Source organism: Pontibacillus sp. HMF3514 (genome assembly GCF_009858175.1).
Classification (GTDB): domain Bacteria; phylum Bacillota; class Bacilli; order Bacillales; family BH030062; genus Pontibacillus.
In genome coordinates, this window is record NZ_CP047393.1 from 2165984 (window position 1) to 2189076 (window position 23093).

At 38.2% G+C, this 23093-nt stretch carries 27 protein-coding genes; 2 read left to right on the forward strand and 25 right to left on the reverse strand.

The features are described from left to right. Positions 1-57: 57 nt before the first annotated feature. From GS400_RS11195 to GS400_RS11260, 14 genes are all read right to left on the reverse strand, one after another. Positions 58-1821, reverse strand: coding sequence for an ATP-binding protein (locus GS400_RS11195; protein WP_160101782.1), 1764 nt, complete (start codon positions 1819-1821; stop codon positions 58-60). Further along, positions 1821-2537 (reverse strand): response regulator, encoded by a 717-nt coding sequence (locus GS400_RS11200; RefSeq protein ID WP_027446821.1) that lies wholly within the window; start codon positions 2535-2537, stop codon positions 1821-1823. The genes GS400_RS11195 and GS400_RS11200 overlap by 1 nt, the downstream gene beginning before the upstream one ends. 85 nt (positions 2538-2622) lie before the next feature. Further along, entirely contained in the window at positions 2623-3825 is a 1203-nt protein-coding gene (gene ccsB / locus GS400_RS11205) for a c-type cytochrome biogenesis protein CcsB (protein WP_160101785.1), read from the reverse strand. 34 nt (positions 3826-3859) lie between these two features. Beyond that, complete coding sequence (locus tag GS400_RS11210) at positions 3860-5494, reverse strand: cytochrome c biogenesis protein ResB (protein ID WP_160101788.1); 1635 nt, start codon at positions 5492-5494, stop codon at positions 3860-3862. Positions 5495-5524: 30 nt separating this feature from the next. Then, positions 5525-6076, reverse strand: coding sequence for a thiol-disulfide oxidoreductase ResA (gene resA / locus GS400_RS11215; RefSeq protein WP_160101791.1), 552 nt, complete (start codon positions 6074-6076; stop codon positions 5525-5527). A gap of 56 nt (positions 6077-6132) precedes the next feature. Beyond that, positions 6133-6873, reverse strand: coding sequence for a pseudouridine synthase (locus tag GS400_RS11220; RefSeq protein WP_160101794.1), 741 nt, complete (start codon positions 6871-6873; stop codon positions 6133-6135). 195 nt (positions 6874-7068) lie between these two features. Continuing rightward, the gene (locus GS400_RS11225; RefSeq protein WP_160101797.1) at positions 7069-7599 is read right to left on the reverse strand and encodes a spore maturation protein; all 531 of its coding nucleotides are present in this window, start codon (positions 7597-7599) and stop codon (positions 7069-7071) included. Then, positions 7596-8186, reverse strand: a complete 591-nt coding sequence (locus tag GS400_RS11230) for a nucleoside recognition domain-containing protein (RefSeq protein ID WP_160101800.1) — start codon at positions 8184-8186, stop codon at positions 7596-7598. The genes GS400_RS11225 and GS400_RS11230 overlap by 4 nt, the downstream gene beginning before the upstream one ends. After that, on the reverse strand, positions 8187-9290 hold the full coding sequence (locus GS400_RS11235; RefSeq protein ID WP_304608234.1) for a D-alanyl-D-alanine carboxypeptidase family protein: 1104 nt from the start codon (positions 9288-9290) through the stop codon (positions 8187-8189). Between the two features lie 866 nt (positions 9291-10156). Then, positions 10157-11041, reverse strand: a complete 885-nt coding sequence (locus GS400_RS11240; RefSeq protein WP_160101803.1) for a superoxide dismutase — start codon at positions 11039-11041, stop codon at positions 10157-10159. 60 nt (positions 11042-11101) lie between these two features. Next, positions 11102-11590: a DUF3907 family protein gene (locus tag GS400_RS11245; RefSeq protein ID WP_160101806.1), complete on the reverse strand. Its 489-nt coding sequence runs from the start codon at positions 11588-11590 to the stop codon at positions 11102-11104. 48 nt (positions 11591-11638) lie between these two features. Continuing rightward, the gene (locus tag GS400_RS11250; protein ID WP_160101808.1) at positions 11639-12052 is read right to left on the reverse strand and encodes a hypothetical protein; all 414 of its coding nucleotides are present in this window, start codon (positions 12050-12052) and stop codon (positions 11639-11641) included. A gap of 144 nt (positions 12053-12196) precedes the next feature. Next, positions 12197-12790 carry an SMC-Scp complex subunit ScpB gene (scpB, locus tag GS400_RS11255; protein WP_160101810.1) on the reverse strand — a complete coding sequence of 198 codons (594 nt, stop codon included), beginning with the start codon at positions 12788-12790 and terminating at the stop codon, positions 12197-12199. A 1-nt stretch (position 12791) separates the two neighbouring features. Next, the gene (locus GS400_RS11260) at positions 12792-13535 is read right to left on the reverse strand and encodes a segregation/condensation protein A (RefSeq protein ID WP_160101813.1); all 744 of its coding nucleotides are present in this window, start codon (positions 13533-13535) and stop codon (positions 12792-12794) included. 149 nt (positions 13536-13684) lie between these two features. Between GS400_RS11260 and GS400_RS11265 the strand changes: the two genes are divergently transcribed. After that, complete coding sequence (locus GS400_RS11265; RefSeq protein ID WP_084103087.1) at positions 13685-13774, forward strand: YjcZ family sporulation protein; 90 nt, start codon at positions 13685-13687, stop codon at positions 13772-13774. A 141-nt stretch (positions 13775-13915) separates the two neighbouring features. Continuing rightward, positions 13916-14437 (forward strand): DUF309 domain-containing protein, encoded by a 522-nt coding sequence (locus GS400_RS11270; protein ID WP_160101816.1) that lies wholly within the window; start codon positions 13916-13918, stop codon positions 14435-14437. 62 nt (positions 14438-14499) lie between these two features. Here the strand turns inward: GS400_RS11270 and GS400_RS11275 are convergent, their stop codons facing one another. From GS400_RS11275 to GS400_RS11325, 11 genes are all read right to left on the reverse strand, one after another. Next, complete coding sequence (locus tag GS400_RS11275) at positions 14500-14841, reverse strand: GNAT family N-acetyltransferase (protein WP_160101819.1); 342 nt, start codon at positions 14839-14841, stop codon at positions 14500-14502. Positions 14842-15256: 415 nt separating this feature from the next. After that, on the reverse strand, positions 15257-15718 hold the full coding sequence (locus tag GS400_RS11280) for a site-2 protease family protein (RefSeq protein WP_160101822.1): 462 nt from the start codon (positions 15716-15718) through the stop codon (positions 15257-15259). Between the two features lie 49 nt (positions 15719-15767). Continuing rightward, positions 15768-16202 carry a peptidylprolyl isomerase gene (locus tag GS400_RS11285; protein WP_160101825.1) on the reverse strand — a complete coding sequence of 145 codons (435 nt, stop codon included), beginning with the start codon at positions 16200-16202 and terminating at the stop codon, positions 15768-15770. A gap of 14 nt (positions 16203-16216) precedes the next feature. Continuing rightward, entirely contained in the window at positions 16217-17521 is a 1305-nt protein-coding gene (lysA, locus tag GS400_RS11290) for a diaminopimelate decarboxylase (protein ID WP_160101828.1), read from the reverse strand. A 195-nt stretch (positions 17522-17716) separates the two neighbouring features. Continuing rightward, positions 17717-19213, reverse strand: a complete 1497-nt coding sequence (locus GS400_RS11295; RefSeq protein ID WP_160101831.1) for a spore germination protein — start codon at positions 19211-19213, stop codon at positions 17717-17719. Then, the gene (locus tag GS400_RS11300; protein WP_160101834.1) at positions 19203-19772 is read right to left on the reverse strand and encodes a stage V sporulation protein SpoVABEA; all 570 of its coding nucleotides are present in this window, start codon (positions 19770-19772) and stop codon (positions 19203-19205) included. Before GS400_RS11300 ends, GS400_RS11295 begins: the two co-directional genes overlap by 11 nt. A 6-nt stretch (positions 19773-19778) precedes the next feature. Next, entirely contained in the window at positions 19779-20129 is a 351-nt protein-coding gene (gene spoVAE / locus GS400_RS11305; RefSeq protein ID WP_160101837.1) for a stage V sporulation protein AE, read from the reverse strand. Further along, positions 20129-21145, reverse strand: coding sequence for a stage V sporulation protein AD (spoVAD, locus tag GS400_RS11310; RefSeq protein WP_160101840.1), 1017 nt, complete (start codon positions 21143-21145; stop codon positions 20129-20131). Before spoVAD ends, spoVAE begins: the two co-directional genes overlap by 1 nt. 12 nt (positions 21146-21157) lie before the next feature. Next, positions 21158-21616: a stage V sporulation protein AC gene (gene spoVAC, locus GS400_RS11315; protein ID WP_160101842.1), complete on the reverse strand. Its 459-nt coding sequence runs from the start codon at positions 21614-21616 to the stop codon at positions 21158-21160. Positions 21617-21630: 14 nt separating this feature from the next. Then, entirely contained in the window at positions 21631-22047 is a 417-nt protein-coding gene (locus tag GS400_RS11320) for a stage V sporulation protein AB (protein WP_160101844.1), read from the reverse strand. Next, positions 22028-22660: a stage V sporulation protein AA gene (locus GS400_RS11325; protein ID WP_160101846.1), complete on the reverse strand. Its 633-nt coding sequence runs from the start codon at positions 22658-22660 to the stop codon at positions 22028-22030. The genes GS400_RS11320 and GS400_RS11325 overlap by 20 nt, the downstream gene beginning before the upstream one ends. Positions 22661-23093: the final 433 nt, after the last annotated feature.

Sequence of the window (23093 nt, forward strand, 5' to 3'; positions counted from 1 at the left end):
AAAGGTACATTTGTGCAAATTTGTTTCATAGGGAACAAGATTGTTCGCCAAATCTGGCTATCTTTCGCTATATTTTGGGATTTTAAACATAAAGGTAGTCCCTTCATCCACTTTACTATGAACGGAGATAACCCCTTTGTGAGCTTCTACGATATTTTTAGCAATAGCTAGGCCAAGACCTGTTCCGGATTTACCTTCTTCCCTTTTTCTAGATTTGTCCCCTTTATAAAAACGCTCAAAAACAAATGGAAGATCTTCTTCTGCAATTCCAGCTCCATAGTCTGTAACAGAAAATTGAATATAATCATCAAGACTTCCAATTGAAACCAAAACATCTCCGCTAGATTGTGTATGTCGAATTGCATTGTCAATTAAATTCGTAAGGACTTGTTCAATTCGATCCGGATCCATAACCGTATAATCGACATTATCCGCAATTTTTAGAGACAAATTTACATCATGTTGGTATGCCATACCTTGAAACTTCTTCGTGATTCTTTCTACAAAGTCTGGAATATAAACAGATTCCTGATTTAATTGAATATGTCCTGCTTCCATTCGAGCAAGGTCCAACAACTCATTAACCAAACGTCCCATTCTTAGAGATTCATCATAAATGATTTTAGCAAGTTCATTTTTATCTTCTGGACTCTCTGCTACATCATCTACAATCGCTTCACTATAACCTTGCAACATTGAAATAGGTGTTCGTAATTCATGAGACACGTTGGCTATGAAATCTTTACGAAGTTTATCCAATCGACGCTCCTCAGTCATATCCCTAAGTACAGCAACTGCACCACGAACAAAAGAGCGGTCGTAAAGTGGAGTCATAATAACAACCCAACTACGCCCTTGTATATTTAGTTCAGTCATTACTTCTTTTTCTAAAGAGATTACCTCTTGCAACATCTTTTGAAGTTCTTCAGGTAACTCTTTGCCATGAGAGTAACCATAGTTTTCGTAATGCCATGCCTCTATAAATTGATCTGCAGGCGGATTAGTAACAAGCATATTACCGCTTCGATTCAATGTAATAACACCATCTGCCATAGATCGCAAAATACCTGATAACTGCTCTTTTTCCTGATTAAGTGCATTAATATGGAATTTAAATTGTCGCCCCATACGATTAAAAGCCATAGCTAATTCCCCGATTTCATCATGGGTTAAAATCGGAACTTTCGTATTAAATTCGCCTCTTGCTAACTCAAATGCCCCTTCTCTCATTTTACGAAGTGGCGCAGTAATCCTAGTCGATAAAAAGAAAGCAAAAATAGTCGTTAATATAATGGCTATGCCAGCACCTAACAATATGATCTTAGTCGTCTGTGAAGTCGTTTTTTCAACAAACTTTAATGATTGGTAGACATAAACAGCTCCACCATCTCTTTGAAGAGGGTGACCAACAATCATGATGTTAGTGTTTGTAGTAGGTACAACCTCTTCCTGTTTAATTGGTTCTCTTTGTGTTAATACTTGCGACAACGTTTCATGATGGAAGATCCACTTCACTGGTACATCTGGAATCGAATCATTAAATTGGTCAGATTCCCAGTAATCATCCTGACTAAAGACAATGACTATACGACTAGATGGATCTATTACTTGCTCTGCGATGGACAGCGCTAAATCACGATCTTCATGTTCTTCTACAATGTTGGAGATCTTTTCAGCTGACTGCATTAGCTCTTGTTCAGCTTGAAAGACATGATAATTTTCAAAGAACTCAAGCAACAGCACAGTTAATATAAATAAAACAAAGGATACTAGAAGTAAAATGGTAAACCATAGCTTACCAACGACACTCCGCCAAAACATTAGTCACCCACAACCTCAAATTTATATCCGACACCCCATACAGTTACGATCATTTTTGCAGCATCTTTAGATACTTTGCTTAATTTTTCACGTAAACGTTTCACGTGTGTATCGACTGTACGAAGATCTCCGAAAAATTCATATTGCCATACTTCTTTTAGAAGTTCCTCGCGGTCAAAGACTTTATCGGGAGATTGAGCTAGAAATAGTAATAATTCATATTCCTTTGGTGTTAAACTTACATTTTTACCATCTGCTAATACACGATGGGCATCGTTATCTATTGTAAGGTGTTCAAACTCAATTACATCTTTAGCAGCTGTTTCTGTTTGTAAGAATTTTGTTGAGGAAGAACGACGTAGGAGTGCTTTCACACGTAAAACGACCTCTCTTGGACTGAATGGCTTAACGATATAGTCATCTGTACCAACCTCAAACCCTTGAACACGGTTGGACTCTTCTCCTTTAGCCGTAAGCATAATAACTGGAGTAGCCTTCTTTTCACGTAACTCCTTACAAACCTCTATTCCATCTATACCAGGTAGCATTAAATCTAATAAAATCACATCAAAATCTTCTTCTAAAGCGATTTTTAATGCTTCTTCTCCATCTTCCGCCTCTGTTACTTCAAAAGCTTCTCTTTCAAGATACATTTTAATTAATCGGCGAATACGTTCCTCATCATCAACTACTAAAATTTTTGATCCCTGTTCCATGTCAGAGCTCCCCCTTTTGCTTAATCATTCTTAATGTGTAAAAAAGGCTACAAATCTAACGATTCGCAGCCTCTTTATTGTAATTCTAGGCATAAGAGTGTAATCCTGCAATAATTAGATTTACTGCAATCAGGTTAAACATAATGATTGCAAACCCGATCACGGCTAACCATGCTGAACGCTCTCCATGCCAACCGTTAGAAAGTCGCAAGTGTAAAAACCAAGCATAGAATAACCAAGTGATTAATGCCCACACTTCTTTAGGATCCCAACCCCAAAAACGGTTCCAAGCTTGTTGAGCCCAAATCATTGCAAAGATTAAAGCTCCAAGCGTAAACACCGGGAAACCAATTGCAACTGCACGGTATGATACTTCATCAACAAGGTCTGGATTTACACGATGTAATGCAGGTTGAATCCAGGCAGCTACTCTCTTACGTAAAATAAGTAATGTGAGACCATACAAAGCTAATCCTGTGATAATTGACCAAACAAGTGTATTAAGCTTTCTAGCTGCTTGTTCACCTTTCAACCAACCCGGAACTTCTACTAATGGTTTCATAGCTCCTTCTGTAAGTTGTTTATGATCATGAGGTCCAAATAATGGAGGTAAAGTATATTCTGATTGTACTGTAATCTCCTGACCATCATTATCGGTAGCTTGGAATTCAAATACATTTTCATATCCACCTATACGGAACGCGATTGTAATAAGAACAAATCCTATAGTGGCATAAAGTGTATAAATAATGAATTCTAACCAAAACGTTTTCTTATTCAATGTGGATTGATCAATTGTTCGTATTAAGTAAATAAGACCTGCAGCAAAGCTGACAGCTAAAATCGCTTCTCCAATCGCTGCTGTTGTAACGTGAATGTACAGCCAATGTGTTTTAAGTGCTGGTATTAATGGTGAAATTTCTCTTGGAAACATTGATGCATACGCAATAATTAATAATGCTACAGGCAAAGTGAATAGCCCTAGCAAGTGAAAACGGTAGATAAAGTAAATAACAATAAATGCAAATACAAACATCATACCGAAGAAGGTTGTAAACTCAAATAAGTTACTTACAGGTGCGTGTTGGCTCGCAATCCACCTTGTAATAAAATACCCTACCTGTGAGATAAAGCCTATAATTGTAATCGCAATCCCAATGTTACCGGCTTTCGAATACTTTGTGGCTTTTTCTTGTTCTTTAATTGTAGCAGCAAAAAAGACCGTAGCAATTAAATAAAGGACAAATGCAGTGTATAACAAATAACTGCTTATTGTACTTAGTTCCATTCCTATTCCTCCTTAACCTCCTTTATCAAGTCGGTTATTCTTTACGTTCAAGCTGATCATTAGGCTCAGGAATACTTGTCCCAGCAATAACTTGTTGGATATCTCGTTTTAATCCATACCAGTTTTTATTCGTATGACCCGCTATCCATAAGCCGTTTTCACGAGGTTGCACCCAAATACGTCGATGGTTCCAATACATGCCTTGAATAACACCAATCATAAAGATGAATCCGCCTAAACCAAGTATCGGTAGAGTAAGATCTTTGGTAATGGTTAAACCTGTAACATCTCTCATTTCAACATTTGTTATGCCAAGCTTATAGTCATTTGACTCAGAAGGATCAATGTTAAACCCTACTCCTAACATGCTTACCTCAGGTTCATTTGGATTTTCAGGTGTATAGATATTAAACACTAAAGCTGGATTTCTTGGATACTTCGATTCTGTAATCGGTTCACCATTCTCCATTTTAAATTCAGGATAGTATTTGTCCAAAACAACACGATAGCCATTATCAAGCTTATATTCTTTTTTAGGATCAATGAGATCAACTGTAATCTCACCAAGTGACTCTTCGTTTGGGTCACCTTTTTCATGTAACTTAAATGACATCGATTTGAATTCATTTAATTGATAAGTTGTTTGATAGAGACCAAATCCATCGATCTTTAATGGTCGGTTTACTTGAATAGATCCCTCTTTCACCTTTTCTAGCTCTGGTTCTGCCCCTGGAAGCGAATCATCTGTACGTTGATAGAGAACAGCATCAGTTTGATAATTTTTCGGTACACTGCCACCCTCTTTTTGAATGGCTTCCTTATACCGCTCATCGTTTTCATCATATACTTCTACAAAGAAATCCTCGTTCTTTATGTAGTATTCTCCTTCTGTACCTGGGATCACTTCTGTTTCCCCTTCACGTACCCACAATTGTTCATCTACATACATAGCAGGCACAAATCGAAGAAGAGCTCCGATTAAGAAAATGATAAGACCAATGTGATTTACATAAGGACCCCACCTTGAAAAGCGTCCTTTTTCCGCTAATAGGTGGCCGTCTTGTTCCATTACTTTAAAGCGGCGTTCCTTAAGCTGTTTTAAAAGGGTTGCTTTCTCTTCATCTGTAACATTTTCAGCTTCTCCAAAGACGCGTTGTCGCTTTAAAAAGGATTCGTGTCTTACAGGTTTCTGCTTCTTCAAAGCTCTATATAAAGGGACTACACGATCAATACTACAAATAACAAGAGAAATTCCAATTGAAGCAATCAGCAACATATACCACCAAGAACCATATAGATCATGGAATCCAAGTTGGTAATAGATTTTCCCAGCTAATCCGTAGTTCACTTCGTAATACTCATCTGCAGGCAAAGCCGATTGATTATTCATCTCTTGAGGAAAAATGGTTCCTAAAGATGAAGCCAATAATGTTATGGCGATCAACCATACACCTACTTTAACAGATGAGAAAAAATTCCAAATCTTATCCACGAACGATTTATTATAGGTTTGGGAACGGCGTGCACTTCCATCATAGCGCATATTTAAAAGCTTATTATGTTTATTACCATCAATATGTTGGTTTTGTTCCACAGGCTTTCCGCATGATTCACAAAGCACAGTACCTTCAGGATTAATGTGTCCGCATTCACACTTAATTTTGTTCATTGCGTTACCCTCTCAATCTTCTAGGTGCGCTTAAGATTCTGGTACGATTTCTTGTAAATGACCTTCTAATTTATCTAGTGTCAATCCACCAACGACTTTGTTTACAACTTCTCCATCTTCATTAATAAAAAATGTTGCTGGTAAGTATCCTACTCCATAGGCGTCATTCACCTGATACGTTTTATCATGAAGAATTGGAAATGTCAGGCCATAGTCGTTTAAGAAATCTTCAATGACTAGTCGACTATCATCTAAACTAACCGCTACAATCTCGACACCTTTTTCTTTGTACTCAGGATACAACTCTTGCATGTATGGCATCTCTTTCTTACAAGGTGGACACCATGTCCCCCAGAAGTTTAACATAACACCTTTTCCTTCTAATTCACCTAGTGATAAAGTATCTTGTTCCATATTTACTGTTTTTAATTGAAAGTTAGGAGCTTGATCTCCTTCTCGTATGACCTCTTGATCACCCTTGGTTAATGTAGAATACAATGCAAAGACCGTTGCAGCAGCAAGTACAATTAATACAATGATCCGGAAGATAAGCCTATTTTTCTTTTTGTTTTTATTAGCCATGCTTGTCACTCCCCCTGGTCATTATATCATTGAAAACGGTTTGAAAATTTGAAAGTTTAGTTAACATTTTCGCTCGCAGCCTTTTTTAACATCTTGACTTCATATGGAGTTAACTCTCGACTTTCTCCTGGCTGAAGCCCTTGTGTCGTAAGAAAGGCATAGCGTTCACGTTTTAGTTTAGCAACTGGATATCCCATTGCCTCAAACATTCTGCGGATTTGACGGTTTTTTCCTTCATGTAAAATCATTTGAACGATTGCTGTCCCTTTTTTGCGGTCAGTAGATAAAATCTTCGTGTGAACAGCTTTCAAAAATTCTCCATCAACTTCTATCCCTTTTTTCAATTCATGTAGTTCTTCTTTGGTTGGAATACCTTTCACTTTCGCCACATATACTTTATCAATACCGTGTTTCGGGTGCATAAGAGATTGTGCAAATTCACCATCATTTGTAAGAATGATGAGTCCTGATGTATCATAATCAAGTCGACCCACAGGGTAGATACGTTGTGTAACCTGTGGGAAAAAGTCTAGAACAGTTTTACGACCCTTGTCGTCCTCTACACTGGAAATAACACCACGAGGTTTATAGAGCAAATGATAGACAGGCTCTTCTTTTTCAATTGGAATACCATTCACAACTACTTTCTCGTTAGGACCAACCTTAGTACCAAGCTCCGTAACGACCTTTCCATTCACCTTAACTTGACCATCCTGAATAAGCTCCTCAGCTTTTCTTCTCGATGTAAAACCACTATTTGCAATTACCTTTTGTAAACGTTCTCGATTTTCAGACATAAATGAATCTCCTTTTTCGTTCGTATGTATGGTTATCCTATATTAACTGGAGCCGTACATTCTTTTTTATTTCCAATAGAAAACACTACTTCCGACCTTTATAGGTTAAAAGTAGTTGTTTCCTGTAACTTACTTCTTTATAACGTTATGTTTAAAGGCTTATTAATAAGCACCTTACCTATCTTAACGCTTTTATTATCCAAAAACAATTGACACTACGATGATTGAAGCCATTATACCAATAAAATCTGCTATCAGTCCAACCTTTAAGGCATCTCCCATACGTTTAATTCCTACTGCACCAAAATAGACCGTTATGATATAAAGAGTAGTATCTGTGCTACCCTGCATAGTTGAAGCCAATCTACCAATAAACGAATCTGGACCATGTGTTGAAATAAGCTCGGTGGTCATTCCTAAGGCAGCTGTACCTGAAATCGGACGTACCATAGCTAATGGAATAATATCACTGGGGATACCTATCATGCTCAGAAAAGGGTTCAATATAGAAACAAAAGCCTCCATTGCACCAGATGCACGAAAAATTGCAATAGATACCATCATCCCTAATAAAAAAGGAAGAAGGGATATTGCCATTTGTACCCCTTCCTTACCACCTTCTACAAACGTCTCGTAAGTCGGAACCCTCTTCCAGGTCCCAACAAGTAACACAAGTAAAATGATGCAAGGGATTAGCCAAGTACTTACGGTAGTAACAATACTCATGATTCATTCCTCCGTGTACGAATGATGTGAAAAATACGGTCAACGATTATGGCTCCTAAAGTTGATATAAGAGTAGCGATTATCGTCGTACCTACAATTTCAGTCGGTGAAATGGAATCGTATTTCATTCGAATAGCAATAACAGTCGTTGGAATTAACGTAACACTCGATGTGTTAATGGCTAAAAACGTAATCATAGATCGACTGGCACGATCAGAACCACTTAACTTTTTCATTTGTTCCATTGCCTTAATGCCCATTGGTGTAGCTGCATTTCCTAACCCAAACAGATTCGCAGATATGTTGGATAAAATATAACCCATAGCTGGATGGTCAGGTGGGATGTCAGGGAAAAGACGCTTTATATAAGGTCTAAATAATCTCGACATCCCCTCAAGTAAACCAGACGCCTCTGCAATCTTCATAAGACCAAGCCAGAAAACTAATACACTAATGAGCCCAATGGATAACATGACGGCATCATCAGCACTTTTAAAAAGTGCTTCGTTTACATCTTCCATCGTCCCATTAATCATGGCATAAAAAACACCTATTGCTGCCATTGCCACCCATATGAGGTTAACCATTTAATAGGCTCCTGCCATAGATTTAATGACTTGAATAAGTTGATCAAAATATGATCGATCCTTATCTTCAGGGGATGACATGATTGAAACGGCCTCAATCTGTTCTCCATTAACTGTATAAACAGCTTTTCCAACTACTGATGAAAGAGATGATAATCCGTCTGTATGAGCTGTAATAACCCTTTCAGATAATTGACCTACCTCTTCTTTTGTAAGAGGAACTCGCACATCTTCCCATAAATAACCCATTGTATTCTCGTCATCTGAGTCTAGGTCGTATTCTCCTTCTTTGCGAATTTCTTTCATTTTATATTCTTTGAATCCCCATTCAAAAGCATGACTATGGTCATTCCAATCATCCGGACCATTAAGGGTTACCATAATAAGTTCCATATCATCTTTCTTAGCGGTTGTGACTAGTGTACGCCCAGCGGTTTTTGTGTAGCCTGTCTTACCACCTGTACAGTAATCATAGTATTTCGTTAGCAATTTATTTTTGTTGCCCCAAGCGTAAACCCTGGAGTCTGCTTTATAAGTAGTAGTTCCGGAAATTTTACGAAACATGTCATTTTGCATAGCATAACGCATAAGAAGTGCCATATCATAAGCTGTGGAATAATGTCCTTCCTGGTCCAGTCCATGGGGGTTAGCAAATTTCGTATTGGTCATTCCGATCCAATCAGCCTTTTCATTCATCATATGGACAAAACCTTCGAGACTTCCCCCAACCTTTTCCGCAATGGCAACTGCAGAATCATTTCCAGAGCGTAACATGAGACCATACACTAAATCCTTTAGTAACATCTTCTCTCCTTGTTCGAGGTAGATCGATGACCCTTCTGTATAGACAGCTTTTCGTGAAGCAGTTGCTTTTTCATCTAAGTTACCTGATTCAATCGCAACAATCGCTGTCATAATTTTAGTGATACTTGCTATATTACGTTTTTCATGTGCTCTTTTTTCCATTAAAACTCGTCCCGTTTCTTGCTCCATGAGTACAGCATTACGTGCTGAAACATTCGGCTTAGACTTTGCATAAGCCTGTAATGGGGCGATTAGCATGGTTAAGCACAATGTTAGTATGAAGATCGACTTTCGTTTCAAGGGTAGTCCTCCCATTCAATATGCTTTGTACATATTTATGCTAGAAGGACAGGCATATGAATTATTTTGATACAAAATGTGGAGGTCGTTTTATAACAAATGGTATTTAGATTTATTAGAGAAAATCCACTTATATAGCTTGCTATTCTATATGTATTCCATTGTAGCCCCCTTATATGGAAGACTTGGATTCGAGATAATGTGCAGTGGAGGTCCGTTGCTGGAAAAGAGTAAGGGGTTCATTGAAACAGCAAGCCTCCTGTGGAAGACCAGCCGAGCTTCCTCGTTCGCAAGCTCTCTGCGGGATCTCGTCAGTCCTTTGCTACCACTGGAGTTTGCCGTTTCCTTCACCCCTTTGCGTTTATGGAGGTTAACGGACCCTAGTTATTTGAGCTCTAACCCTTACGGACATCTGTTCCTTTATTTTGAACTTTCAAGGTATATTGAGAGTCGTTACGGACATATGGTGCCTTATTTGTGACAAAATGGGCTTTTTCAAGGTGATTTGAAGCAAATAACGGAACAGATGTCCGTAAGCATCACCTCTCTATATCACCGCGGTTCCGTTCATCACCATTCGGCTAAGGTGGGCTGTGGAACGGGTTGACTCCTCCGGTAGAAAGGGAGGAAGCTCGATCGGTCTTCCGGGGAAAGCAACCCGTTCCACAGCCCGCCGCACTGCTTAAACGCAACGGAACCACCCCGCACCAGCTTATTCCAGATAACTGCCAGATAGTTAAATAATTTCTAACCTATAATAAAAGAGGAAGAAATCAATTAGATTTCTTCCTCTTTTATGTTTGATCTCTTAATGGTTTTGCTTCAAAAGTTTCTCCAACAAAAACGTCAAACCTTCATTTCTCATTCTAATATAAAGTCCAATTTACATCCTTGACCTCATTAAATCGTTTAGAAACATCGTCCCAATTCACAACATTCCACCAATGGTTTACATATTCACCGCGTTTGGTTTGATACTGCAAATAGTAAGCATGCTCCCATACATCTAACACGAGTAATGGTATAACATCCCATAAGGAGAACATTTGATGCTTTTCAACCGTTTGTATAGCAAGTCTTCCAGAACGCATTTCCCAAACGAGAATGGCCCAACCTACACCCTCTACAGACTTAGCCGCTTCAGTAAACTCTTTCTTAAAAGCTTGAAAACTTCCAAAATCGCTTTCAATTTGCTTGAGTAATGGTCCTTTTGGTTTTCCTCCACCATTCGGCTTCATATTAAACCAAAAGATCGTGTGCAGAAAATGACCAGAGCCATTAAAAGCCTGTTGCCTCATCCAATGTTTAATAAGGTCTGCATCTCCACTTTGACGAATTTGTTGAAGCTTCTTCTCAGCTTTATTTAGCCCATCCACATAACTTTTGTGATGGATATCATGGTGAAGCCGCATGATTTCTTCTGATATATGTGGTTCTAGAGCATTATACGGATAAGGAAGTGGTGGAAGTTTATGCTGTCCCACTTTCACAGAACCATTTTGTCTTTCTTGATCGTAATATTCTTCTAAGTTGTAGATCAATTCTTTCCCTTGCTTTTGTAATTGAACAATATCAGTATCTGTCACATCTTCTTGCTCTAGTGTTTTCTTAATACCTCTTTTCCAAGAGTTCATTTTCTTGTTCCATTCTTTCCGGTTTTCATCACTCATATGGGTTTCATTAACTTTTTGCTCAACTTCTTCTGCCCAATTAAGAAGAGATTTTAAATATTGTTGTTTGGCTTTATGCATACAATCACCTCGACCTATCGTATGCCTATCGCCCAGAAAAAGTGAAAAGCTCTCCATCCATTAAGATGGAGAGCTTTTTCTTTGATAGTCTGTTTCATAACAAGCTAATTCCTCACGAAGTTGTTGAAACCCATTCTCTAGAGAATGGATTAACGTTTCAAATGAGGCTGGTGGTGTATGGTGATACATAATTGTATTCTTCCCTGTATAAGCAGCACGACTATTTTCGTACCAAATATCTCCTTTAGGTGAGAAAAATTCCATAATACATTGATGGTATATACCATATAACGTTTTTTCTGCGGCAGGCTTTCGAAAAACTTCTGACTTGAGAATGAAATGAACGGCATCATGCGCCTCATCGCAAAAAACTTCTAATCGTCTAAGTGCCTTCAATAGAGAAGAGTAGTAATCCTCATTTCCACTTCCATCTTCTTTTAGCATTTGTTCCAGACAATGTTGATTTAAGTAAGAGCTAATTCGTTGTACAGAATTGTTCAAAACCGTTCTTACGTCTTCTAACTGTGATTGCACCATTTGATTATTCATGAGAGGACCTCCCAAAATAATGAGCTTTCCCTTTATGAGTAGATACTCTTATGATGTCTTAAACTCTAGCGTTGATTCTAATTCATATGGTTTTCCATCAGCCAATTTCATGCAAATCTGTTTTACTTTATCCCATTTAAGGTCTTTAAATATTTCTTCAAATTCGTCTTGTTGATTGATATATACCCTCTTTCTATGTTTAAAACCTGGTTTTTTTATAAGTGCTACTAGTGCCACAATATCTTTTAAGTCAAATGTTTGATCTCCAAATGACATAACCGGATTCCCATCAAAAGGAGTAAACGTAGATAGATCTTCCTCAAAATACCTTACATAGAGTACACGTAACTCATGTTCATTTCCCTTATCTAAGTATTTAACAATAGATTCATTAAAAAAATCTTCAGGAGAATTCTTTTTTTCTTTCTCTAACTCCTCACCTTTACATTGAAGCAATTGCATTAGAATGTTCCCCCTTTCTTATTACATCTAATATTAACATAATACTATGGTAATTTCTGATGATTCTGACAAAAAGAAAGAATTGGTCAATTTCAATAAGAGTAAAGAAAACACTCGCCACAATGACGAGTGTTTATTGACGGATCATTCTGTTTGATCTTCTTCCATTCCCTGAAACGTCTCAAAGAATAAGTCTGCTTCATCCTCTACATCGCCCTGCTCGACAGCTTCAGGTAATGGAGGAAGTTCTTCAATAGAAGTTAAACCAAAATAAGTTAAGAAGTCTGTTGTGGTCCCGTAAAGAATCGGTCTTCCAGCACCTTCTCTTCTACCACGCTCTTCAATCAAATTACGTGTAACTAACGTTTGAATTGGACGCTCACTTTTCACACCACGCACTTCCTCTACTTCGGTACGGGTAATGGGCTGTTGATAAGCAATAATCGCCAAGGTTTCAAGTGCTGCTTGGGAAAGTCGTGATGCATGGGGTGATTCCACTAAGCGTTGGAAATATGGAGCATGCTCTGGTTTGGTCGTTAAATGAAAGTAAGCTTTTGACTGCATAATCGCAATACCACGATTCTCATGGTCATAATCATATTTTAATTCATCTAATACCAGTTCAACTGTTTCATCATCTAAATCCATTACATCAGCGATTTGCTTTTTAGTCATCCCTTCATCACCGGATGCAAAAAGTAATCCTTCCACTATAGCTTTATATTTCTGTACTTCCATGTCACTCCTCCATCTTATACACGACTAGTTCTTCAAAATGACTAGATTGTTCACATAATATTTTTCTACTTTTCATCAGTTCTAAAATTGCTATAAAGGTAACTACAATATGCGGTCTCGTAGGTACAGGGAAAAGATTATAGAAACTAATTCCATGTTTATGGTTTTCAATTTCTGTCAAGATTTCGTCCATTCGGTCTTGAATGGGTATTTCTTGTCTTTGCACTCTTGTCTCAAGGGGCTGCTCTAACTTTTTACGCTTAAATAGTTTTTGCATAGCGCCGATCATATCATATATTGTGACATCACCTTGCGTTGTTACAGGTTTGTCTTCCCCTTGATACTCGTCTAAGCTTTTTGGTGGTCGCGTATAGATTTGATTTGCTTCTAATTCACGTTCTTTTAAGCCATCTGCCGCTTCCTTATATTTTCGATATTCAATAAGTCTTCTCATTAGCTCTTCACGAGGATCTTCTTCCTCGTACTCTTCATCTTCAAGATCGATATCTTGATTGGGAAGAAGCATTTGACTTTTCATAGCCAGTAAAGTTGCTGCCATAACGAGATATTCACTTGCGACATCTAGCTCTAACTGTTGCATCGTATGTATATAAGATACATATTGCTCTGTGATCTCTGCAACAGGAATATCATAAATATCAATTTCATACCTATTGATTAAGTGTAATAGCAAGTCTAATGGGCCTTCAAAGGCGTCTATCTTAACCGTATAACGATCGTTCATAGGCTATTCCTTTCTAACATCTAATTAAATATTCAAATTACAGTACAAACGCCCATACGTCAAATGCACCGCCGTCATAAAGTAATACTGTAAGATAAATGTTATCAAAAAAACATTTATCCGTTAACAGAAAAAAGGAGGAATTCATAATGAGTGGATACGGATACGGCGGAGGTTTCGCGTTAATCGTTGTGTTGTTCATTTTACTAATCATCGTAGGGGCTAGCTGGTTGTACTAGAACCTCATTTCACGCGTTAAGCTGATTAGCTTAACGCGTTTTCCATTTAATTTGTACATAATATGTAAGAAGTTCTGGCTTTGACTTACAGCTTTTCATCTATGGTACACTGTTATCAAAAAGAGATAAGGAGCTATTCCCATGTATGATCAAGCATATATCGACTATCTCGCTCATTTTCACGGAACAAGAGATTACTTTGAGTGTCACGAACTACTAGAAGAGCGTTGGAAAGAAGAAACGCCTTTAGATAAACAATCCTTGTGGGTAGGACTCATTCAACTATCGGTTTCCCTTTACCATTATCGAAGAGGAAACATATCAGGGGCTCTTCGAACATTAGGCAAAGCCAATGATATCATTCAAGCCAAACAAGATCACTTAGAATCGTATGGTCTTGACCAAGAGCGCATGCTCATCTTATTAGAAAGGTTAGAAAATAAAATGAATAAGGGAGAAACTTATCAAAGTATACAACTTCCTATCATTCATGATCAGCTACTATCCCTTGTAAAGAAACGATGTGAAGAATTAGGTTCTTCATACGGGGTTCCTAGTGATTTAGAGAATAAACATTTAATTCACCGTCATTCTATGCGTGATAGAACCGAAGTTATTGAAGAAAGAGAAGCAGAACTACGTAAGCGAAAAGAAAATCATTAAATGCGCAAAACAAAAGCCAGTTCCTCGTTCTAACAGGAACTGGCTCCTTTTTGTACAAGGATTTAATCGCATTGCTCAACAAAATCTTCCGTTACATTATTTGCACAAATTGTATATTCATTTTGAAGCTCACTTTTCAATGCTTCCACCATCTTTTTCCCTATTCCTTGATTTCGATGGGAAGGATTGACTGAGATGTGTTGGATGACTGCTTGTGATTCATCAAACTTCACTCCAACTGCTCCTAGAATATCTTCCTCTTTCCATAAATATAATTGCCAGTTATCATTTGTCTCATATTCCTTAATGGTACTTAGAAGTTTTTTAACATCCTTTTCCTCAGGCATGAATGACAAGAGTCCCATGGCAATTTTTTCAAAACTCTTTTTATATCGAATTAACATAATTACCCCTCATTAAGAAAATAACTTTCCTAGCATCGATAATAGAAAGATTCCAGCTACAGAAATCATTAACCAGAATAGTTTTTTCTCTTGTTTATCGCTTTTCATTCATCGACACCTTCTCAAGTTTAATATTAATGTGTCTCTCCATTTATGACGTAATACCTAGAAATTGTCAATGTTTTAATACGCAAGCGGAAATGGCAGGTTCTGATAAGTCAAAGCTATTATAATGCATTTTTTTATTTTAGGACAAATATCATCCAATAGATAACACCCCAGACCATACTTAGGCCTAATAAAATGGAAAACAGAGTCCAATTTTTCTTCTTCATTGTAGTCACTCCTCCCTTATTATAACGACAATGCGTAATTATGCAAGTGCTATCCTAAGTTGCTAGAGAGGGGAAGGGAATTATGCAGGTTTGTTAAAAAAACGGGAGAATAAAGCTTCTATTATCGTATAACCATCAGATTTCTTATCTTTCACTTTATAAGGGATTAAATTAATGAGTGCTAACCAACCGTTGAAAAGCATTAGGGTAAAAAGAAAGTTTGTTTGGAGTGTAATGAATCCCCACCAACATAACCAATAGGCAGCCATGCTAAATAAAGGTCCACCTAACGATATCAATATTTTATCCATATATGTGAATGCTTCCTCACTAGAATAACTAGCAAATGCTCCTATAAAAAAGAATAAGGATATATGTACATGTATTCTCCCCATTTGAAATGAGAAGATTTCTTTGCCTACACCAATTCCAATATGAATTGAAGGAACGTTCCGAATAAAAGCAAAGAAACCGTGGCCTATTTCATGTAAAAACAAGCCCAGAGGTACGATTATAAATAGTAAGAGGATCCATCCAACCATCATCTTATCACCTTTCTAAGCAACAAAAAGGAAGAGTGAGTCAACAGACTCACTCCTCTATAATCGTTACTTTTTGCATGACATCGCCAGGACGTACACGATCCACAATTTCTACACCCTCTACTACTTGTCCAAACACAGTATGTCGACCGTCAAGGTGTGGTTGAGGGGAATGACAAATAAAGAACTGACTTCCGCCTGTATCTTTACCAGCGTGTGCCATGGAGAGTGTTCCTCTTTGGTGTTTATGAGGATTTCCTTCTGTTTCACATTTAATTGTATAGCCAGGACCACCTGCTCCTGTACCATCAGGGCAACCGCCTTGAATAACAAAATCAGGGATTACTCGGTGAAAAGTAAGTCCATTATAAAAGTCAGAGTTTGCTAGTTTTACAAAGTTTTCTACTGTACCTGGTGCTGCATCCTCGTATAATTCAAATGTAATCTTTTCCCCATTTTCAAATTCAATCATACCTTTTTTCATTATTTTCTCCTCCTCTAATAAGGCCTTTCATATGGTAGGTCAAATCGTGTGATATCTTCGTACGATTCGCGTTTAATCACTAGCTGGTGTTCTCCATTCTCAACAAAAACAACAGCTGCCTTAGGAAAACGGTTGTAGTGATTGCTCATGGCATATCCATAAGCACCTGTACTAAATGTGGCCAGGATGTCACCACTTTCAACGTATGGTAACTCCACATCCCATATTAACATATCTCCTGATTCACAGCACTTCCCTGCAATAGAAACTACTTGTTCTCTTGGGGCATTCATCTTGTTCGCCACAGCGGCAGCATACCGAGCATGATAAAGGGCAGGACGTAGGTTATCGGTCATGCCACCATCAACAGACACATAAGTACGAACATTCGGGATATCCTTTATGGATCCTATCGTGTAAAGGGTTAAACCAGCATCCCCTACAATCGCTCTTCCTGGTTCAATCCATACTTCTGGCATGTCAATTTGCATATCTTCAACTTGTCTTTTCACCTCATTAACAAGTTCTTCAACATAGGTCGATCGTGGAAGAGGCTCATCTTCGTCCGTGTACTGAATTCCGAATCCACCACCGAGGTTCAAGACTTCAGGAATAAAACCATGTTTGCTCTTCCAGTTATTTAGAGCTTCAAATAACTTGCGAACAGCCATCACAAATCCATGGGTTTCGAAAATTTGAGATCCAATATGACAATGGAGTCCTTTAATGTGAATTCTATCAAGCCCCATTAATTGCGTTAAGGCTTTTTCAGCTTGCCCGTTCCATAAGTCAAATCCAAACTTTGAATCCTCTTGACCTGTCAAAATATAATCATGTGTATGAGCTTCAATTCCTGGTGTTACGCGTAAAAGAACATCCATTTCTTTCCCATGTTCTTCGAGTAAACCATTTAGCAAGTCAATTTCCCAGAAGTTATCAATAACTATACATCCAATATCATTCTCAATCGCCATTTCTAATTCTTCTATATTTTTATTATTTCCATGTAGGTGAATACGCTCTGTTGGAAACTCAGCTTGAATGGCTGTATATAGCTCCCCTCTAGATACAACATCCAGGCTCAGACCTTCCTCCTTTGCTACTTGGAGCATTGCAATAGAGGAAAACGCTTTCGAGGCATAGGCAACTTGAGCTTGTACACCTAACTTTTTAAATGTTTCCACAAAGCTTTGTGCATTTTGCCTGATTCGTTCAACATCATAGACATATAAAGGTGTTCCATATTGATTAGCTAATTGGACAGTATCTACTCCCCCTACAAGTAGATGCCCTTGACTATTGATCTGTTCTCTATTCATGTACAATCACTCCCCAACGTCTAGAACTTCCAATATAAATGGTATATAAAAATGCTCTTGTATTTTTGTCATAAAACAAGGCTATCATTAATTTGAGCTTATAAAAAGAAGACAGATCATCTGTCTTCTTTTCCTTTCACACACTGAAAGATTAAAATAAATTTATCACAACATGCGCGGTTATTCAATATTCAATTATGATTGACGATGGCGATTCTGTGGATTAACAATACTAGGACGTTTCTTAGATAAAGGTACAGATACTCGAAATAGTAACTGCATGCTAGCTCCAAAGTTAAATGGTAGTAAAGGCCATAAATAAGGAGTGTTAAGAGAATTTGTACGTGTTAACAATAAGATATAAACGGTGAACCCAATCATTAAACCTTTAACTCCGAACACTGCTGTAATAACCAGCATAATTAACCTGCAAATTTTATTCGCTACACTTAATTCATAACTAGGGGTAGAAAAAGCACCAATCGCACTAATCGCAACATATAGAATAACTTCTGGTATAAACAAGCCAACATCGATCGCTATTTGTCCAATGAGTACTGCAGCAATTAGACCCATAGCAGTTGATAACGGCGTCGGCGTGTGAATAGCGGCTATCCTTAGAAACTCAATCCCGAGATCGGCTATGAGTAACTGGAACACAACAGGAATATTACTCTCTTCTTGTGGCCCAATAAACTGTAAATTTTGCGGGAGTAATGTAGGATCCATAACCATAATAAGCCAAAGAGGTAATAAGAAAACCGACATAAAGATCCCTAAGTAACGAACCCATCTTACAAATGAGCCTACAATAGGTGCTTGTCGAAACTCCTCAGCATGTTGTACATGATGAAAATAAGTGGTAGGTGTAATAATCATACTTGGGGATGTATCAACCATGATTAGAACATGCCCTTCAAATAAATGGGCTGAGGCAACATCAGGGCGCTCTGTATATCGAACTAACGGAAACGGATTTTTCCCCTGACTGACAATGTATTCTTCAACCGTTTTGTCTGCCATGGAAAGACCATCAATATCAATATTTTGAATTTCTTCTTTAATCAGCTTGATTAACCCAGGATCAGCTACATCCTTTATATAAGATATACAAATATCTGTTTTAGATCGCTCACCCACTTGAAAGATTTCATGCCGAAGTCTTTCATCTCTAATTCGTCTTCTCGTTAGAGCTGTATTTTCGATAATGTTTTCGGTATAACCATCCCGAGATCCACGGACTACCTTCTCGGTATCAGGCTCTTTAGGACTTCGACCAGGATAATGCCGTGTATCTATCGTTATGGCTTTGTCAAAACCATCTATAAACACCACAATTAGGCCAGAAAGCATTTGTGTAATTGCCTTGTTCATATAGTCTATTTTCTCAACCTGCATATGAACAAGACGATTCTGAATAATGTCATCTATTTTAGATGGGTCAGGTTTCTCTACATCATTAATCTTTACAAGGTTCTCAATGATTTGTATGACATAACTCGTATCCACCATACCTGTTAAATAATAAATATCAATTTCTGTACCTAGAATTTGTAGTTTTCGAAATCCTAAATCAAAGGAAACACCTACCCCTGCATTTTCCTTCATATAGGCTTCTACTGTTTTGATATCTGAAGAAATTGGTTGTTTTTCATTCTTCTCTTTTCGTTCTCTTAATTCACTATTTCCCATTTGCATCAGCCCTTTCCAGGATCAGTTCAATCGCTTTTCTTGTAATCGGGGCTCCTTTATCTATATCATCATTCCCACGCATCTTCCCAATATCGCCAATTGCTACTACAGTAGGAATATCAAGTTGATCCAAGCAGTACACAGTATCCCCACTAATGCGTCCAATTTCCATTTCCGGAACACCTTCTTTATCCACTCCATAAGGAACGAGTTCTCCTCCGCCATCAATAGCAAAGTCAAACCTTGACCATTCCAATGATCGTGTGTGAGAAGCTACTGCTATCGCACCAATGATTTCGATATCTGGCTCTCTCGCCAAATCTACAAGAACTTCCTCCCCCATACCTACTCCAGGAACACCAGCATCATCAAACAAAACATAAATTGGCTCTTCATCTGCTCTCTGAATAGCTTGCAACATTTCATCCTTGGTTGCCGTTGTAGGATTTCCAGCCAAATCTGTTAGACATGTTCCACCAATCTGCTTCGCTAAATAATCAAGTGCATTTCGAGCATAAGCATCTCCGTCTGTAATGACGATCACTCTTTTAGATTCCATACAAACCTACCCCTTGGGTTTAAAGATAATGGCTACGAGAAAACCAAATAAGATGGCTGATGCAACACCGACTGATGTAAGGTGAAATATCCCCATTGCGATACCCATAAGGCCATTTTCATTGGCTTTTTCCATAGCACCGTGTAAGAGGGAATGTCCAAAACTTGTAATAGGTACAGTTGCACCTGCACCTGCAAATTCAATTAGCTTATCATAGATTTCAAAACCGTCTAGTACAGCACCCGCTACAACAAAGGAAGACATAACGTGAGCAGGTGTTAGCTTAAATACATCTAACAAGATTTGCCCAATCACACAAATCCCTCCGCCTACAACAAAAGCCCAAACATAATCCATTAAGCTCCGCCCTCCTCTCGCATGAATACAACACCATGCGCAATGGTAGGGATGGTTTCTTTTTGTTGTACCATTGTTGGACTCATAAGAGCCCCAGTAGCCACAACGAAGATCTTATTGTATCTTCCACTCTGTAATGATTGAAAGAGATGACCATATGTGACAACTGCTGAGCAAGCACACCCACTACCTCCAGCGAATACTCCCTGGTCACTGTTATATACCATTAATCCACAATCATTGTGATTGGCATCAATATTGTAATTGTCTTCTTTTAACATATCTTTAAGTATGGGACTCCCTACTCCAGAAAGGTCTCCTGTTACAATTAAGTCATAATGATCAGGATCACGTCCTGTATCCTCAAAGTGCGTTTTTATGGTGTCATAAGCGGCAGGTGCCATGGCAGAGCCCATATCAAAAGGATCTTTTGTTCCGTAATCCATAACTTTTCCTATCGAAGCACATTCAATTCGGATATTCGACTTTTTTCGAGAGACAAGAGCTGCCCCAGAACCAGTAACGGTTGAGGTTGCAGTTTTCGGTTTTTGTCCTCCATATTCAGTTGGATAACGAAACTGACGCTCAGCAGTTGCATTATGACTACTTACTGCTGCTACAACAGTTTCAGCGAATCCGCCGTCAACAAGCGCACTCCCTACAGCTAATGTCTCCATAGATGTAGAACAAGCACCAAACATACATAAAAAAGGGATAGATAGTGACCTTGCTACATAATTGGAAGTTACATTCTGGTTTAATAAGTCTCCTGCTAAAAAGAGGTCAATCTGATCTTTTGATAACCCTCCTTTTTCAAGACAGGTTTGAATAGCCTCCTCCATTAACTTTCGCTCAGCAAGTTCCCAATTATCTTCATCACAATGGAGTTCATCGTGACTTATATCAAACGTATCTCCTAACGGACCTTCTGCTTCTTTCGGTCCAACTGCTGTTCCAGATGAATTTAAATAGACTGGATTCTCATACATCCATGTCTGCTTACCAACCTTTCTCATAGCTATCCCTCCTTACATAAAAATGGATTGAAATACATATCGAATAATACCTACTACATAAGCAGCTACAACACCGAAAACAATGACGGACCCCGCAAGCTTAAACATGTTTGTAGCAACCCCTAGTACAATACCTTCACTTCGATGCTCCAATGCTGCACTTGTGATGGAATTAGCAAAACCTGTTACAGGAACTGCAGAACCAGCTCCAGCAAATTGCCCTAGTTTATCGTAAACACCAAAGCCAGTTAGTAAAGCTGAAAGGAGAATTAATGTTGTAACAGTGGGATTGCCCGCTTCTTTTTCTGTCATGTCAAATACGTTCATATATATATCTGTAAGGAATTGCCCAAATAAACATATGAGCCCTCCCACTAAAAATGCTTTCAAGCAATTTACGATCAAATTAGGCTTTGGCTGATAATTTTTTAATGTATTGTTATATTGTTTTTGATTAAATTGATCACTCATGAACTTCCACCTCGTCATTCAACAAATATTATCCATTGGAATAAGGATCCTGAAATCTTACCTAATACAATAGCCATTAGAAACCACAATAAGCTTTGTTCCATTCCGATTCGCCTTGTTAAAATCGGGAACACATTTAATACTTCTGTCAGTGCGGCTGCTAGCATGCCAATAAACACACCATGAAATGCTCCCCATATTGCCAAAAAGATCACAGGGATTGAAATGGTCATGTCATCAAACGACAAAAATGTACCGCTTAAAACACCTATCACCACCGAAAACTCATACAGCTTCGTTGCCTTTGAGCTTTTACTCAATTGAACTAGCCTTGGTATGATACCTAACACAGTCAAAAAAGCTACAAAACCTGCACCAACTGCAAGCCCACCTGCGAGACCTATAAGTGCTTCAAGGATTCGATGTATCATCTTTGGATTGATCCTTTACTAATTTGTTTTCATGTAAAATGACATATTGATCTAAATCTTGTTGGTATTTGAACATTTCTACTTCAAGTGGACTTGGCTCTTCATTAATACGTTTCTTAAATAAGTGATTAAAAAACAAAATCATACCTACTCCTAAGCCAATAGAGTAAGGGACTTGAATCCACAGAGGATGCTTTACCTCTTCACCGGTAAGAAGATAGTGAAGTCGCTGTTGAACCTCTTCCATACTTACATCATAATGAAAATTCATGATCGCCATAGCCGCACCGATATATAGAAGGAGCCAAATAAGGGCTATAAACACAATTGAATATGTTTTTTTAGGTTTCTGAATCGTTATGATGGTTTGATTGGGTCCTACTTGTTGAAACTCAAGGTTCGTATATCGTTGGCTTAACTGATTAATGACTCTAAAAACATCAATAATAACAATATTACGATCTTCTTTTTTAATCTCATATAACTCAGTATTCATCAGTTTTTTCCTAGTTTCTTCTTCTGCTGAAATGAGTGCAATGTCTCCAAGTTTGACGGTTTGATGAAGCTTAGCTTCTACTTTATTTTTTAAACGTAAGTAAACCATTTTCCCCATTTGACACCCCTCCTTGATAGAGAAGTTTAAAATTAGTATGAGTCACCTAAGCTAGTATCATTCGTAAAGTGGATATGTAAAAATTTTGTATTACGAGGCGGAAGCAGAATAATTCAGAAGAGGAACTATTTTTGTAACTTTCTTATTCCATTAAAGCCCCCTTATCTGGAAGACTTGGAATCGAGATAATGTGCGTATGGTTCCGTTGCTTTTGTGCAGATCGGCGGGCTGTGGAACGGGTTGCTTTCCCCGGAAGACCGATCGAGCTTCCTCGTCACTTCGTTCCTGCGGGATCTCGCTCGCCCTTTCTACCGGAGGAGTCAACCCGTTCCACAGCCCGCCTTAGCCGAATGGAGATTAACGGAACCGCCTTAGTTCTGGGATGAGGTGTTCTGTTTCCAGGTAGTATAACCCTATCATGACAAGGCTCTGA